The sequence below is a fragment of the Saccharothrix variisporea genome, assembly GCF_003634995.1.
GTDB lineage: Bacteria > Actinomycetota > Actinomycetes > Mycobacteriales > Pseudonocardiaceae > Actinosynnema > Actinosynnema variisporeum.
Genome location: NZ_RBXR01000001.1, coordinates 6,160,064 through 6,173,747, shown reverse-complemented (window position 1 = coordinate 6,173,747; position 13,684 = coordinate 6,160,064). Strand labels below are relative to the sequence as shown.

Here is a 13,684-nt window from a genome sequence, read left to right as displayed (position 1 = left end):
GGGACGGGGTGGAGCTCGCCGAGCGTGCGGTGGTCCGGGTGTTCCGGGGTGGCAGTGCGGTCGGCATGGGTTTCCTGGTGGGCGAGGACCTGGTCCTGACCTGCGCGCACGTGGCCGGCGACCAGGTGGACTTCCCGTTGCTGGGTGGTGCTTCCGCGGTCTCCGAGGTGTTCCGCTCGGAGGACGCCGACGTCGCCGTGCTGCGGCTCGCGGAGGTGCCGGCGGGGGCGCGGGCGCTCCGGGTGGTGGCGCACGACGAGCTGCGCGGCCACCGGGTGCGGGCCTTCGGCGTCACCGCGCACCGCACCAACGGCGTGTGGTCGCACGGGGTCGTGCGTGGCCCGATCGCCGGCGGGCGCATCCACGTCGAGGACGACCGGTCCCACGGCGTGCCGCTGTCCCGGGGATTCAGCGGCGGTCCGCTGCTGGACGACTCGCTCGGCGCGGTCGTCGGCATGGTCGTGGAGGTCGAGGAGCGGGCGGACCGCCGGATCGGCTACGCCCTGTCCGGTGCCTCCCTCCACCGGACCTGGCCGGACCTGGCCGCCCTCGCCGTCCCCGGCTCCCCGTTCCGGGGCCTGGAGCCGTTCGGCCCGCAGGACGCCGAGCACTTCTTCGGCCGCGCGGACCGGGCGCGCGAGCTGCGGGACCAGCTCGACGGCACGGGGGCCCTGGTGGTCGCCGGCCCTTCGGGTTGCGGCAAGTCGTCGCTGGTCATGGCGGGTCTGCTGCCGCTGCTGGAGGGCGAGTCGGTCGTCGTCCGCCCGGCGACGGCGAGCACGCCGTGGGCCGCGCTGTCGACGGCTTTCGAGGACGAGGTGACACCCGACCGCGTCGAGGACGCCGTCAACCGCCTCCTGGTGCACCGCGACCTGCGCCGCCTGACGATCGTGGTCGACCAGTTCGACGAGGCCCTGGCCCGTCACCCCGACGCGCCCGACTTCCTGCACGCGCTGCTGGGCCTGGTCCGCCACCGCGCCCCGCGCGTGGACCTGGTCGTCACCACGACCACAGAGCCCCTGCTCCGCCTCACCACCGACCCGCGCTTCTCCGCACTCCCCGACCGCACCGCCACCGTGGGCACCCCTGACCTGCGCGAGGTCGTCGAGGGTCCGCTGCGGCCGATCGGGATGCCCGTCCTCCAGGAGGGCCTGGCCGACGCCCTGCTGGCCGACCTGGCCGCCGAGTCCAACCCGCTGCCGCTGCTGGAGTTCACCCTGACCCTGCTGTGGGACCGGCAGGACCGGGGCGTCCTGACCCACCAGGCGTACCGGGACCTGGGCGGGGTGGCCGGCGCGGTGTCCACGTACGCGGAGCGGGTGTGGCGGCGCTTCGACCCGGCGGAGATCCGCCACGCCCTGACCCAGTTGGTGAGCCCCTTGCCCGGCCGGGGTCACGTCCGCCGGGCCGTGCCGGTCGCAGACCTCGGCGAGATCGCCGGCGAGCTGGCCCGCACCCGCCTGGTCACCCTCGGACCGTCCACAGTGGAGCTGGCCCACCACGCCCTGGTCGACCACTGGCAGCGCCTCCACGACTGGGTCGAGGCCTCCCGCGACTTCCGCACCTGGCAAGACGACCTCGACCGCACCGCCCACCGCTGGACCGAGTCCCCCGACCGCGCCCTGCTGCTCCGCGGCAAACCCCTCCGCACAGCCCGCGCGACCGCCCGCGGCCACCGCCTGACGAAGACCCAGCGGCGCTTCCTCGCCGCGTCCGCGCACGCCCGGACCCGCCGCACAGCCGTCCGCGGGCTCGCCGCCACCCTGGTCGCGCTGCTGGCCTTCGCCCTGGTCACCGCGATCCGCACGGTCGGGGACGAGCGGGCCCGGTTCGCCGTCGACGCCGCCACCCGTGCGCTGCTGGACCGGGCCGCCGTCTCCACCACCGACTCCCGCATCGTCACGACCCTGCGGGCGTACCGGACCGCCGACCGCGTCGACACCCGCACCGCCCTGCGCCTCCTGGCCAACCAGCACCGCTACACCACCGTCGTCGTGCCGGGCACCGCCACGCCGAACCCCAGCGGCACCCGGCTGTTCGACGAGGATCGCGACGAACTGTGGGACCTGACCGCGGATCCGCCCCGGCGAACCCCGGGCCCGGCGCAACGCTGGACGTGGGCCGGCGACGACAGCCTGCTGGGTGCCCCGCTCGACGGCATCAAGAGGTGGGACGTGGTCACCGGCGACGTGACAACCCTCACCGAGGACTTGGCGGACACCGTCGTCTCCGACGGCAGCGGCCGGTGGATCGCCTACGCCCGGGACGACGCCGGCGAGGTGCGGGTGCGCGCCCCCGACGGCCGGACCAGCGTCGTGCCGCTGCCCGCCCGCCGTGGCCCCCGGCGGTCGCTGGTCGGCGTGCTCCCCACGGGAGAGGTGGTGGTGGAGGACGGGACCGGTGTCCTCGCCGTGTCCGCGGCCGGCGTCCGGGACCTGGGGCCGGGGACGTTCACGGACCGACCGGGCCAGGCGGAGCCGACCGTGACGCGGTGCGTCGACACCGGGCTGGTCGCGGTCGGCGCGTCGAGCGGCGCGACGGTCGCGGAGGTCGTCGGCGGGAGGTGCACCTCGGGGGTGTTCAGCCCGGACCTGCGCACCAGTGCGGCGACCTCCGACACCGGCGACGAGACGGTGCTGCGGTTGGGGCCGATCGGCGGGGAGCGGCTGGTCGTCGTGCCGGACGGGAGCAGGGTGCGGAACCTGGCGGTGGAGCCGTCCGGCCACTACCGGGTCGTGCTGTCGACGAGCAGCAGGGTCGCCGTGCTGCGGGTACCGCCGGAGGACGACCTGGACCGCGCGGTGCGCAGGGCCGACAGCGTGCAGTTCGCCCCGGACCGCGCGCACGTCGTGCTCCGGACCTGGGATTCCGGGTCCGAGGTCTGGCACCTCCAGCGCCGAGCCCGGGTGGGCCGGGCGGAGCACACCTCCGGCACCGGTGGGTGGGCGTTCTCCTCCGCCGCGCCGCTCGCCGCGATCGACGACGGCGGCCGGGTGCTGCTGTTCGCGATGCCCGACCTGGCGCCCCTGGGTGTGCTCGGCGGCGTCGAGGGCACACCCCGGTTCCAGGGTGTCGACCGGCTGCTCGTGCAAGGTTCCCGCCAGGTGTACGTGGTCGACGTGGGGTCCATGCGGCCGCTCGGCCCGGAATTCGGTCTTCCGGAGGGCCGCCCGGACGAGCAGATCATCGGCGCGGCCGCGGCCGGGGCGAGGGAGGTCGCCGTGGTGACCGACGCCGGACGGGTCCTGCGCTTCGACGTCGGGACCGGTCTGGTCGTGCCCGGCTCGGAGTTCTCCGTCGGCTTCCCACCCGAGCGGCTCGGCACCGTCGTCGCCGCGGACGCGGCCGGCGACCGGATCGCCCTGCAGCGGTTCGGCGCCGTCGAGGTGTGGGACCTCCGCCGGCGGGAGCGCGTGGCCGGGGTGGACCTGCCCCTGTTCACCGTCGCCGTCGACGTCCGTTTCCGCGCCGACCCGGACCAGCTCGAACTGGACCTCCAGGTGGTCGTGCCCGCGGCGGCGTGGGGCGGCGCCATGGCGGTGCACCTGTGGGAGCGCGACCCGACCTGGGCGTTGCCCGCGCTGCTCGGCGGCGACACCGAGCGGCTCACCGTGCTGCCCGGACCGGCGCAGGCCGGGTACGTCGCCTTCGTCCGCAGGGAGTTGGAGCCGGGCGACCCGGCGGTGTGGGCGGCGGTGCTGTGCGGTGTGGTGGCGCGCAGCGGGTTGGACCAGGACGACGTCACCCTGCCCGCCGGGGCGGCGCGGGGACCGGTGTGCTGAGAGAGGAGAGGTGTGGCCGAGTACATCGCCATTCGGACCGACGACGGGGCCTTCGTGCCGTTCGAGGTGGAGCAGGACTACGACGGGCCGGTGCGGGCCGGGCGGAGGTTGGACGAGGCGTTGGGGGTGGTGGACCAGACGCTGGAGGCCGGGGTGGACAACGCTCGGCGGCTGGCGCGGGCGGTGGCGCAGAAGATCGGGAACATGCCCGACTTCCGGCCGGACAAGGTGACGGTCGAGGTCGGGTTGAAGGTCACCGCCGAGGCCGGGGTGGTGATCGCCAAGTCCGGGGTCGAGGCGCACGTCAAGATCACCGCCGAGTGGCAGCGGGCGAACCTGCCGAGCGTGCCCGCCGAGGACGACGACGACGGCAAGCCCCGGGACGAGCCCGACGACCGGCCCGACGACGCCGGTTCGGAGGGATAGGGCACCTTCGTCGAACGCGTCGGACGGGCATGAGGCAGGCTTAGCGCGTGGAGCGAGCGAGCCTGCCTGACGTGTCGGTGGTCGTGGTGAACTACCGCGGCGCCGAGGACACCATCACCTGCCTGCGCGCCCTGTACGCCGACCTGTCGTATCCGGCGGAGAACCTGCAGGTCGTGTGCGTGGACAACGCGTCCGGTGACGGCAGTGCGGAGCGCATCCGCGCCGCCGTGCCGGCGGCCACCGTGGTCGAGGCGCCGGCCAACCTGGGTTTCGCGGGCGGCTGCAACCTGGGTGCCCGGCACGCGACCGGGTCGGTGCTCGCGTTCCTCAACAACGACGCCCGCCCCCACCCGGACTGGGTGCGCGCGGCGGTGCGGGTGCTGCGGGACGAGCCGACCGTGGGCGCGGTGGCGAGCAAGGTGCTGGACTGGGACGGCACCGCGATCGACTTCGTCGACGGCGGCCTGACCTGGTTCGGGATGGGCTACAAGCGGCACGCGGGCGAGCCCGACGACGGGTCGCACGACGCACCCCGGGACGTCCTGTTCGGCACCGGGTCGGCGCTGCTGGTGCGCGCGGAGCTGTTCCGCGAGCTGGGCGGGTTCGACGAGCGCTTCTTCATGTTCTACGAGGACGTCGACCTGGGGTGGCGGCTGAACCTGCGCGGCTGGCGGGTGCGGTTCGAGCCCCGGTCGCTGACCTACCACAAGCACCACGGCTCCATGTCCACTGTGGACACCAGCCGGGAACTGTACCTGTTGGAGCGCAACGCCCTCGCCGCCCTCTACAAGAACGCCTCCGACGAGACGCTGGCGAAGGCGCTGCCCGCCGCGCTGGCGCTGTGCGTGCGCCGGGCCACCGCGCGCGGCGAGATCGACCCGACGCAGCTGGAGATCACCCGCAGGCCGGCCGACCCGGCGGACGACGCGGCGCCGGTGCCGGTGTCCCGCCAGGCGCTGGCCGGGTTCCTGGCGATCGACCAGTTCGTGGAGCTGCTGCCGTCGCTGACCGAGTCCCGCAGGGTCGAGCAGGCGGCGCGGACGGTGACCGACGCGGACCTGGTCACCTTGATGCGCAAGGCCCTGGAGCCCGCGTACCCGCTGGAGCGCTACCTGGCCGCGCACGACGTGCTGGTGGAGGCGTTCGGGATCGAGGAGCTGTACGGCCGGCCGCGCCGGGTGCTCATCGTGACCGGTGACGCCATCTCGGAGCGCATGGCCGGGCCGGCGATCCGGGCGTGGCACATGGCGGAGGTGCTGTCCGCGGAGCACGACGTGCGGCTGGTGACGTTCAACCCGCTCTGCATGCCGCCGGAGGCCCGGTTCGCGGTGCACGGGCTGCAGCCGCGCGACATCGACCCGCACCTGGCGTGGGCGGACATCGTGGTGCTGCAAGGGCACGCGCTGGAGTTCATGCCCCAGCTGCGGCAGCCGCGGTCGAACAAGATCGTCGTCTGCGACATCTACGACCCGATGCACCTGGAACTGCTGGAGCAGGGTCGCGACGCCACCGACGAGCAGCGCGAGAAGGACTTCGCGGGCGTGCAGCGCGTGCTGGACAACCAGTTGCGGCGCGGCGACTTCTTCCTGTGCGCGTCCGAGCGGCAACGCCACTTCTGGCTGGGTCACCTCGCCTCGACGGGCCGCCTCACGCCCGCCCTGTACGACAACGACCGCACGACCCGCTCCCTGCTGGCGGTGGCGCCGTTCGGGCTGTCCGGCAAGCCGCCGCAGCGCACCGGGCCGGGGTTGCGGGACGCGCTGGGCATCGGGCAGGACGACAAGGTCGTGCTGTGGGCGGGCGGGGTGTACTCGTGGTTCGACCCGCTGACCCTGATCCGCGCGGTGGACCGGTTGCGGGACAAGCACTCCGACGCCCGACTGGTGTTCCTCGGGATGAAGCACCCCAACCCCGAGGTGCCGGACATGGACATCGCCGACCACACCCGGGCGCTGGCCGAGCGGCTCGGGCTGGTCGGGTCGCACGTGTTCTTCAACGAGGCGTGGGTGCCTTACAACGACCGGCAGAACTGGCTGTTGGACGCGGACGCCGGCGTCACCACGCACTACGAGCACGTGGAGACGACGTTCGCGTTCCGCACGCGGGTGCTGGACTACCTGTGGGCCGGCCTGCCGATCGTGACCACGGACGGTGACGCGTTCGCCGACCTGGTGTCCCGCGAGGGCCTGGGAGTCGTGGTGCCGTCCGAGGACCCGGACGCGCTGGCCGCCGCGTTGGAGAAGGTGTTGTACGACAAGGACTTCGCCGCCGCGTGCGCGGAGCGGATCGCCGTCGTGCGCGAGCGGTTCACGTGGGAGGCCGTGCTCGAGCCGCTGGTGGAGTTCTGCCGCCACCCGCGCCCGGCGGCCGACCGGCTGCCCGGCTCCGCGCCGATGGTGCGCAACACACCGTTGGGGCGCAAGGAGAAACTCCAACGGGACGTGAAACTCGTGAAGGACTACCTGAGCCAGGGCGGTCCGCGCGAGGTGGCCCGCCGCGCGACCGGTCGCGTGCTGAAGAAGTTGCGCGGCCATGGCTAAGCCGCTCAAGGTGCTCATCGACGGCACCCCGCTGCTCGGCCACCGCACCGGGATCGGCCGCTACACCGCCGCGCTGGCCGAGGAGCTGGCGTCCATGCCCGACGCCGTGGACGTGCGGGCGGTGGCGTTCACGCTGCGCGGCTGGCGGGCGCTGCGGACCGTGCTGCCGCACGACGTGGTGGCGCGCGGCCTGCCCGTCTCGGCGCGGCTGCTGCGCCAGTTCTGGCTGCGCGGCCCGTTCCCGCCGGTGGAGTTCCTGGCCGGGCCGACCGACGTCATGCACGCCACGAACTTCGTGCTGCCGCCCTCGATCCGGGGCGGCGGCGTGACCACGATCCACGACCTGGCCTTCCTCGACGCCCCCGGCGACCTGCCACCATCGGACCGGCGGCTGCCGGAGCTGGTGAAGAAGTCGGCGCTGCGGGCGGACATCGTGTGCACGCCGACGCAGGCCGTGGCGAACGTGGTCACCGAGCGGTACGGCGTGGAGCCGGACAAGATCGTCGTGACGCCCCTGGGGGTGGACCCGGCGTGGTTCGCGGCCCGGCCGCCGTCCGACGGCCTCCGGTCCCGGCTCGGGCTGCCGGGCGAGTACCTGCTGTTCGTGGGCGCGGGCGGGCCGCGCAAGGGCCTGTCGACGCTGCTGGAGGCGCACGCCGCCACGCCGTCCCTGCCGCCGCTGGTGCTGGCCGGGCCCGGTGAGTCCCGTGTGGACGGTCGGGTGCTGCGGACGGGGTACCTGAACGACGTGGACCTGCGCAGCGTGGTGGCCGGGGCGGCGACCCTGGTGCTGCCGTCCCGGGACGAGGGGTTCGGGCTGCCGGTGCTGGAAGCGTTGGCGTGCAACGTTCCCGTGGTGTGCACGGACGTGCCGGCGCTGCGCGAGACGGCCGGCGGGCACGCGACCCACGTGCCGGTGGGTGACGTCGAGGCGTTGGCGGCGGCGTTGACCTCGGCCGTGGAGACCGAGCCGAACGCCGCCGACCAGGCCGCCCGGCGCGCCCACGCGTCGGAGTACACCTGGCGCAAGACGGCGGAGAGGACCTTGGAGGCGTACCGGCTCGCCGCCGCCGCGCGCCGCTAGCGACCGGGCGCGGGCTTGCCCGTGAGGACGGACCAGGAGATCGGGCGCGAGCCGGTCACGGCGCACACGCGCCGGAGGAACCGCTGGCGGTCGTCGGGGCGGGGCAGGGTCGCTTCCGGGAGTCGCCCGTGTTCGGACATGCCGCACAGGCTCCCGCACCGCTTGCGCGCAAAACCAGTGCGACAAGCGCGGTCCACTCCAACGGCCCAACCCGGACCTCAGGTGGTCACTCACCGCGTTCACTGCGATGATGGCCGCCATGAGTTTCACCGCAGTGTGGCCGATCAGCGACCCGGACGACACGGAAGCCGCCGACCAGCTCACCGTGCAGACGCCCGAGGACGTGGACACCCTGCTCAGCCGCCTGGCGGAACCCGGCGCCGGCCCGGCGGTGATCGAACACCTGGACCGCCCGCTGATGGACGACACCGAGGGCCTGCTGGGCGAGCCGGGCCAGACCAAGATCCCGGACCACGACGTGGCGGCGGCCGTGCACGGCGGCTACGGCTACCTGACCTACGCCGACCCGGACCACGACTACTCGACCCTGGACGGCGAACCGGCCTCCCCCGAGTACCGCTCGGAGTACGTCGACTACCCAGCGGGTGCGGGCGTGCCGGTCGAAACCCTCGCCCTGGCACTCAAGGACTTCCTGACCACCGCCCAACGCCCCACCTGCGTCCGCTGGAAGGCCGCCTGACAGCCCGAGCGCAAATACCCCTTCGATGGGCTGCCAGCCAGCCACAGGAAGGGCCTCGGTTCCTTCCCCCCGTACGGCCTGGGCGCAGCCCAACCGCGCTTTTTCGGGGGTGTCAAGGGTAAGCGGCGACGAAGGAGCCCCTTGCCCTTGACACCCCCGAAAAAGGGTGGTTGCCTCCGGCAGGCCGTACGGGGGGAAGGAACCGACGCACTTCCCACCCCCGGGGGCCTGCCCGCCGGCGAGGCGCTTTTGATCTTGAAAGCGCGCAGCGCGTCCCGCTAGAAGTCAGGGCACCGCGCCGACCGCGAACGCCTCCCGCAGCGCGTCCCGCCACGGCCGCAACGGGGTCAGCCCCGCCGCTTCCCACGCCGCCCCCGACAACACCGAGTACGCCGGGCGCGGCGCGGGACGCGGAAAGTCCTCGGTCGCGCACGGCTTCACCCGAGCCGGGTCGGCACCCAGCTCCTCGAAGATCGCCCGCGCGAACCCGAACCACGTGGTCTCGCCGCCGCCGGTCGCGTGCAGCACCCGGGCAGCAGGCCCGTCGCCCACCACCAGCGACGCCAGCTGCACCAGCCCGACCGCCAGGTCGTGCGACCACGTCGGCGACCCGCGCTGGTCGTCCACAACGGACAGTTCCGGCCGTTCTGACTCCAGCCGCGCGATGGTCTTCACGAAGTTGGGACCACCGGCCCCGTACACCCAGGCCGTGCGCACGACCCAAGACCGTTGCCACGCCTGGAGAACGCGCCGCTCGCCGTCCAACTTCGTGCGCCCGTAAGCAGAACGCGGCCCGGTCTCGTCGGACGGCTCGTACGGCCGCGTCCCGTCCCCCGCGAACACGTAGTCCGTGGACACGTGCACCAAAGGCACGTTCTCCGCGGCACAAGCCAAAGCCAAGTACTCCGGCCCGACGGCGTTCACCAGCGAAGCCCGCTCCTCATCGGTCTCCGCCGCATCAACCGCCGTGTAAGCGGCAGCGTTGACCACGACGGGCTTCAACCCGCCGTCCCGCGCCGACGCCGCGAAGGACGCCACCGCGTCGGCCACACACCCACGATCGGTCAAGTCCAGCTCACCGGACGACGGCCCGTGCACCAGCCCGTCCGCGGGAGCCGCGGCCACCAGGTCCTGCCCGAGCTGACCTCGCCCGCCCGGCACCAGCAGAGCCAGCACGCCTCAGCCCGCCAGCGCCGCGCGCTGCTTGAGCGGCTCCCACCAGGACCGGTTGTCGCGGTACCACTGGACGGTGTCGGCCAGTCCCGTGGCGAAGTCCACGCGCGGCGCGTAACCGAGCTCGGTGGAGATCTTGGTGATGTCCACCGAGTACCGGCGGTCGTGGCCCTTGCGGTCGGTGACCGGCTCGACGAACGACCAGTCCCGGCCGGTGGCCTCCAACAGGCGCTCGGTCAGGTCGCGGTTGGTCAGCTCGGTGCCGCCGCCGATGTTGTAGATCTCGCCGCCGCGCCCGCCCTCCAGCACCAGCTGGATGCCCCGGCAGTGGTCGTCCACGTGCAGCCAGTCGCGCACGTTGAGGCCGTCGCCGTACAGCGGCACCTTCTTGCCGTCCACCAGGTTGGTGACGAACAGCGGGATGACCTTCTCCGGGAACTGGTACGGCCCGTAGTTGTTCGAGCACCGCGTGATGCACACGGGCAGCCCGTGGGTGCGGTGGAAGGCCCGCGCGAGCAGGTCGGAGGACGCCTTGGACGCCGAGTACGGCGAGTTGGGCTCCAGCACGTGGTCCTCGGTCCACGAGCCTTCCTCGATGGAGCCGTACACCTCGTCGGTGGACACGTGGACGAACTTCGCCACGCCCGCGTCGTAGGCCGCCTGGAGCAGGGTCTGCGTGCCGAGCACGTTGGTGAGCACGAAATCGGCGGACCCGGAGATCGACCGGTCCACATGCGACTCGGCCGCGAAGTGCACGACCGCGTCCGTCCGGCCCATCAGGTCGGCCACCAGCTCGCGGTCGCAGATGTCGCCGCGCACGAACGTCAGGCGCGGGCTGTCCGCGACCGGCGCCAGGTTGGCCTCGTTGCCCGCGTAGGTGAGCTTGTCCAGCACCACCACCTCGGCGTCGGCGTAGGCCGGGTACGCGCCGCCCACCAGTTCCCGCACGTAGTGCGAGCCGATGAACCCGGCCCCACCCGTCACCAGCACGCGCATCGGTCATCGCCCTTCGTAGCGGTCATCCATCGCAGTCTGTCACGGTAATTAACCATGCAACCCACCTGGTTGTTACAGCGTCTCCCGTATATGAGGAACCACAGGACCGCCGCGGCGCTCCCCCACTAGCCTGGTGGGCAGCCGCGCACACCGGGGGAGGCAGCGCCAGTGGACACCAGTCCGCCCACATCGACCAGCAGGTCGACCGCGCTGCGCGTGCTCGTGCTCACGAGCCGTTCCCTCCTCTCGCTGGTCTCGGCCGCTGTGCTCCTCGTCACGTGGTACGGGTGGAACTACCTTCGGGACATCGACGAGGGCATCACCACCACCGACGTCATCCAGACCCAGGTCGACGAGCAGGGCGCGGTCCGCAAGCCGCTCGACGGCGCGATCGACATCCTGCTCGTGGGCGTGGACAGCCGCACCGACGCCCAGGGCAAGCCCCTCTCGCCGGAGGTGCTCGCGCTGCTCAACGGCGGCGTGGCGGACGGCACGCTGAACACCGACACGATGATCCTGGTGCACATCCCGCAGGACGGCACGCGGGCGGTCGCCATCTCGTTCCCGCGCGACTCTTACGTCGACATCGCGGACGGCTTCGGCAAGCACAAGCTCAACTCGGCGATGGCGCGGCAGAAGAACGACACCGCCCAGCGGCTGCGCAACGAGGGCGTGACCGACGAGGCCCGCATCGAGAAGGAGTCCACCCAGGCGGGCCGCCGCACGCTGATCAAGACCATCGAGGGCCTGACCGGCGGCGCGGTCACCGTGGACCGGTACGCCGAGGTCAACCTGGCGTCGTTCTACGAGGTCACCAAGGCCATCGGCGGGGTCGAGGTGTGCCTGAACCAGGCGACCCAGGACTGGGCGTCGGGGGCGGACTTCCCGGCGGGCCGGCAGACCGTGGAGGGCGCGGCGGCGCTGTCGTTCGTGCGCCAGCGCGGCGGGCTGCCCGGCGGCGACCTGGACCGGATCGTGCGCCAGCAGGTGTTCATCGGCGCGCTGGCCCGCAAGGTGCTGTCCACGGGCACGCTGACCGACTTCGCCAAGCTCGAGGGGCTGGTGTCGGCGATCAAGAAGTCCGTGGTGCTCAACGAGGGCTGGAACATCACCGAGTTCGCCGAGCAGATGCAGGGCCTGGTGTCGGGCAACATCCAGTTCCGGACCATCCCCGTGGGCGACCCGACCGACACCTGGGGCGACGGCAACGTGCTGCCGGTCAACCCGGCGCAGGTGCGGCAGTTCATCAAGTCGCTGGCCACCGACCAGTCCCCGTCCTCGACGGCGACGACGACCACGCCGTCCGGGCCGCCGCCGTCGAGCATCACCGTGCAGGTGTTCAACTCCTCCGGCTCGCCGGGCCGGGCCATCGCGGTGCTGGAAGCGTTGGCGCAGAAGGGTTTCGCGCGCGGCGCGGCGGAACCGGGCAACTACCTGGCGACGACCGAGGTCCGGTACGGCGCGGGGCAGCGGGCCGCTGCCGACCGGGTGGTCTCCGCGCTGGACGGTAACGCGACGGTGGTCGAGGACGACTCCGTGCCCAGGGGGCAGGTGCACGTGTACGTCGGTGCCGACTACACGGGCGCAGTGCCGTCCGACGAGCCGGAGCAGGCGGCGGTGGGCGGCGCGACGCCGCTGCCGACGACGACGGCTCCCCCGATCACCGCCGACGGTGTGGTCTGCGTCAACTGACCTCCTGGAGGTTCGGCGCAAACCGGGTCCGACCGGCCCAGGCCGACTAGCCTGATCGCCACACGCGCGCGCGCAGAAGGAGGACCGCCAGTGAGGGCCGCGGGGATCATCGGGCGCACGCTGATGGCGTTGCTGTCCGCGGTCGTGCTCGCCGTGGCGGGCTACAGCTGGGCGACCCTCAAGCGGGTGCAGGACAGCGTCAACACCACCGACGTGCTGGCGGCGCTGGAGGACATCCCCAACGCGCCGCCGGTCGAGGACGGCGCCCTGGACATCCTGCTGGTGGGCAGCGACAGCCGCACCGACGCGCAGGGCCGGCTGCTGCCCGCGAACGTGCTGCGCGAGCTGCGCACCGAGGCGACGGACACGGTCAACACCGACACGATCATCGTGCTGCGGGTGCCGCGCAACGGCGGCAAGGCGCGGGCGGTGTCCATCCCGCGCGACACCTACGTCCCGATCCCCGACCACGGCCAGGAGAAGATCAACGCCGCCTACGGGGTGACGAAGTTCTTCACCATGGAACGGCTCGCGGCCGAGGGCGTGGGCGACCTGGAGGAGCGGTCCCAGCGCGGCGACCAGGCCGGGCGGCGGGCGCTGGTGCAGGTCGTGCAGGAGCTGACCGGGGTGCGGGTGGACCACTACGCCGAGGTCAACCTGTACGGGTTCTACCTGCTGACCCAGGTCGTCGGCGGCGTCGACGTGTGCCTCAACCACGCCACCAGCGACCCGGACTCGGGCGCGAACTTCCGCGCCGGCCCGCAGACCGTCTCCGGCGGCGACGCGCTGGCGTTCGTGCGGCAGCGCAAGAACATCCCCAACGGCGACCTCGGGCGGATCACGCGGCAGCAGGTGTTCCTGAAGGCGGCGGTGTCGCAGCTGATGTCCGCGGGGACGTTCACCGACCAGGGGAAGCTGTCCGGGCTGCTGGACGCGATGCGCAAGTCGGTCGTGGTGGACGAGAAGTTCGACCTGGCAACCCTGGCCGGGCACGCGCAGAGCCTCGCGGGCGGCGACGTGGACTTCACGACCATCCCGGTGACCGGGGTGGGCGCGGTGAACGAGCGCGGGCAGAGCGTGGTGACCGTGGACCCGGCGGCGGTGAAGGCGTTCGTGGCCGAGGTGCTGGGCGAGAAGACCCCCACCCCAGTGCCGACCACCACGTCGGTGCAGAAGTTCGGCAGCGCCCCGCGCCTGTCCCTCGACGGTCCACGCAGGGCACTCCAGGGACCGCCCTGCGTCGACTGACCCCGTTCGCGCCCGAGGGGCCCGCAGTGGCAGGGTTGATCCC

The 13,684-nt window shown here is 72.8% G+C and carries 10 protein-coding genes; 7 read left to right on the top strand and 3 right to left on the bottom strand.

The window, feature by feature from the left end; translation table 11 throughout:
- The first annotated feature begins 8 nt into the window (after nt 1-8).
- From DFJ66_RS28135 to DFJ66_RS28120, 4 genes are read left to right on the top strand one after another with little or no spacing between them, the layout of a single operon-like run.
- Nucleotides 9-3,782: a S1 family peptidase gene (locus DFJ66_RS28135; protein ID WP_121225401.1), complete on the top strand. Its 3,774-nt coding sequence runs from the start codon at nt 9-11 to the stop codon at nt 3,780-3,782.
- A gap of 12 nt (nt 3,783-3,794) precedes the next feature.
- The gene (locus DFJ66_RS28130) at nt 3,795-4,208 is read left to right on the top strand and encodes a CU044_2847 family protein (protein WP_121225399.1); all 414 of its coding nucleotides are present in this window, start codon (nt 3,795-3,797) and stop codon (nt 4,206-4,208) included.
- Between the two features lie 47 nt (nt 4,209-4,255).
- Entirely contained in the window at nt 4,256-6,748 is a 2,493-nt protein-coding gene (locus tag DFJ66_RS28125) for a glycosyltransferase (protein ID WP_121225397.1), read from the top strand.
- A complete protein-coding gene (locus DFJ66_RS28120; protein WP_121225395.1) occupies nt 6,741-7,832 on the top strand; it encodes a glycosyltransferase family 4 protein in 1,092 nt (363 codons plus the stop codon). The genes DFJ66_RS28125 and DFJ66_RS28120 overlap by 8 nt, the downstream gene beginning before the upstream one ends.
- Here DFJ66_RS28120 and DFJ66_RS43030 read toward each other — a convergent pair.
- Nucleotides 7,829-7,972, bottom strand: a complete 144-nt coding sequence (locus DFJ66_RS43030) for a hypothetical protein (protein ID WP_170199700.1) — start codon at nt 7,970-7,972, stop codon at nt 7,829-7,831. The two genes, DFJ66_RS28120 and DFJ66_RS43030, sit on opposite strands and share 4 nt — an antisense overlap.
- Before the next feature lie 119 nt (nt 7,973-8,091).
- Here DFJ66_RS43030 and DFJ66_RS28115 point away from each other — a divergent pair, with 119 nt between their 5' ends.
- Nucleotides 8,092-8,532 (top strand): Imm1 family immunity protein, encoded by a 441-nt coding sequence (locus DFJ66_RS28115; RefSeq protein ID WP_121231851.1) that lies wholly within the window; start codon nt 8,092-8,094, stop codon nt 8,530-8,532.
- 285 nt (nt 8,533-8,817) lie between these two features.
- Here the strand turns inward: DFJ66_RS28115 and rfbD are convergent, their stop codons facing one another.
- The gene (gene rfbD / locus DFJ66_RS28110; protein WP_121225392.1) at nt 8,818-9,708 is read right to left on the bottom strand and encodes a dTDP-4-dehydrorhamnose reductase; all 891 of its coding nucleotides are present in this window, start codon (nt 9,706-9,708) and stop codon (nt 8,818-8,820) included.
- 3 nt (nt 9,709-9,711) lie between these two features.
- Nucleotides 9,712-10,701 carry a dTDP-glucose 4,6-dehydratase gene (gene rfbB, locus DFJ66_RS28105; protein WP_121225390.1) on the bottom strand — a complete coding sequence of 330 codons (990 nt, stop codon included), beginning with the start codon at nt 10,699-10,701 and terminating at the stop codon, nt 9,712-9,714.
- A 168-nt stretch (nt 10,702-10,869) separates the two neighbouring features.
- Between rfbB and DFJ66_RS28100 the strand changes: the two genes are divergently transcribed.
- Nucleotides 10,870-12,393, top strand: coding sequence for an LCP family protein (locus DFJ66_RS28100; protein WP_121225388.1), 1,524 nt, complete (start codon nt 10,870-10,872; stop codon nt 12,391-12,393).
- Nucleotides 12,394-12,483: 90 nt separating this feature from the next.
- Nucleotides 12,484-13,641 (top strand): LCP family protein, encoded by a 1,158-nt coding sequence (locus DFJ66_RS28095; RefSeq protein ID WP_121225386.1) that lies wholly within the window; start codon nt 12,484-12,486, stop codon nt 13,639-13,641.
- Nucleotides 13,642-13,684 lie beyond the last annotated feature (43 nt).

Bases quoted from the DNA above. Each gene is read 5' to 3' on its own strand.
- DFJ66_RS28115 (WP_121231851.1), top strand. From the start codon at position 8,092: ATGAGTTTCACCGCAGTGTGGCCGATCAGCGACCCGGACGACACGGAA.
- rfbB (WP_121225390.1), bottom strand. From the start codon at position 10,701: ATGCGCGTGCTGGTGACGGGTGGGGCCGGGTTCATCGGCTCGCACTAC.
- DFJ66_RS43030 (WP_170199700.1), bottom strand. From the start codon at position 7,972: ATGTCCGAACACGGGCGACTCCCGGAAGCGACCCTGCCCCGCCCCGAC.
- DFJ66_RS28120 (WP_121225395.1), top strand. From the start codon at position 6,741: ATGGCTAAGCCGCTCAAGGTGCTCATCGACGGCACCCCGCTGCTCGGC.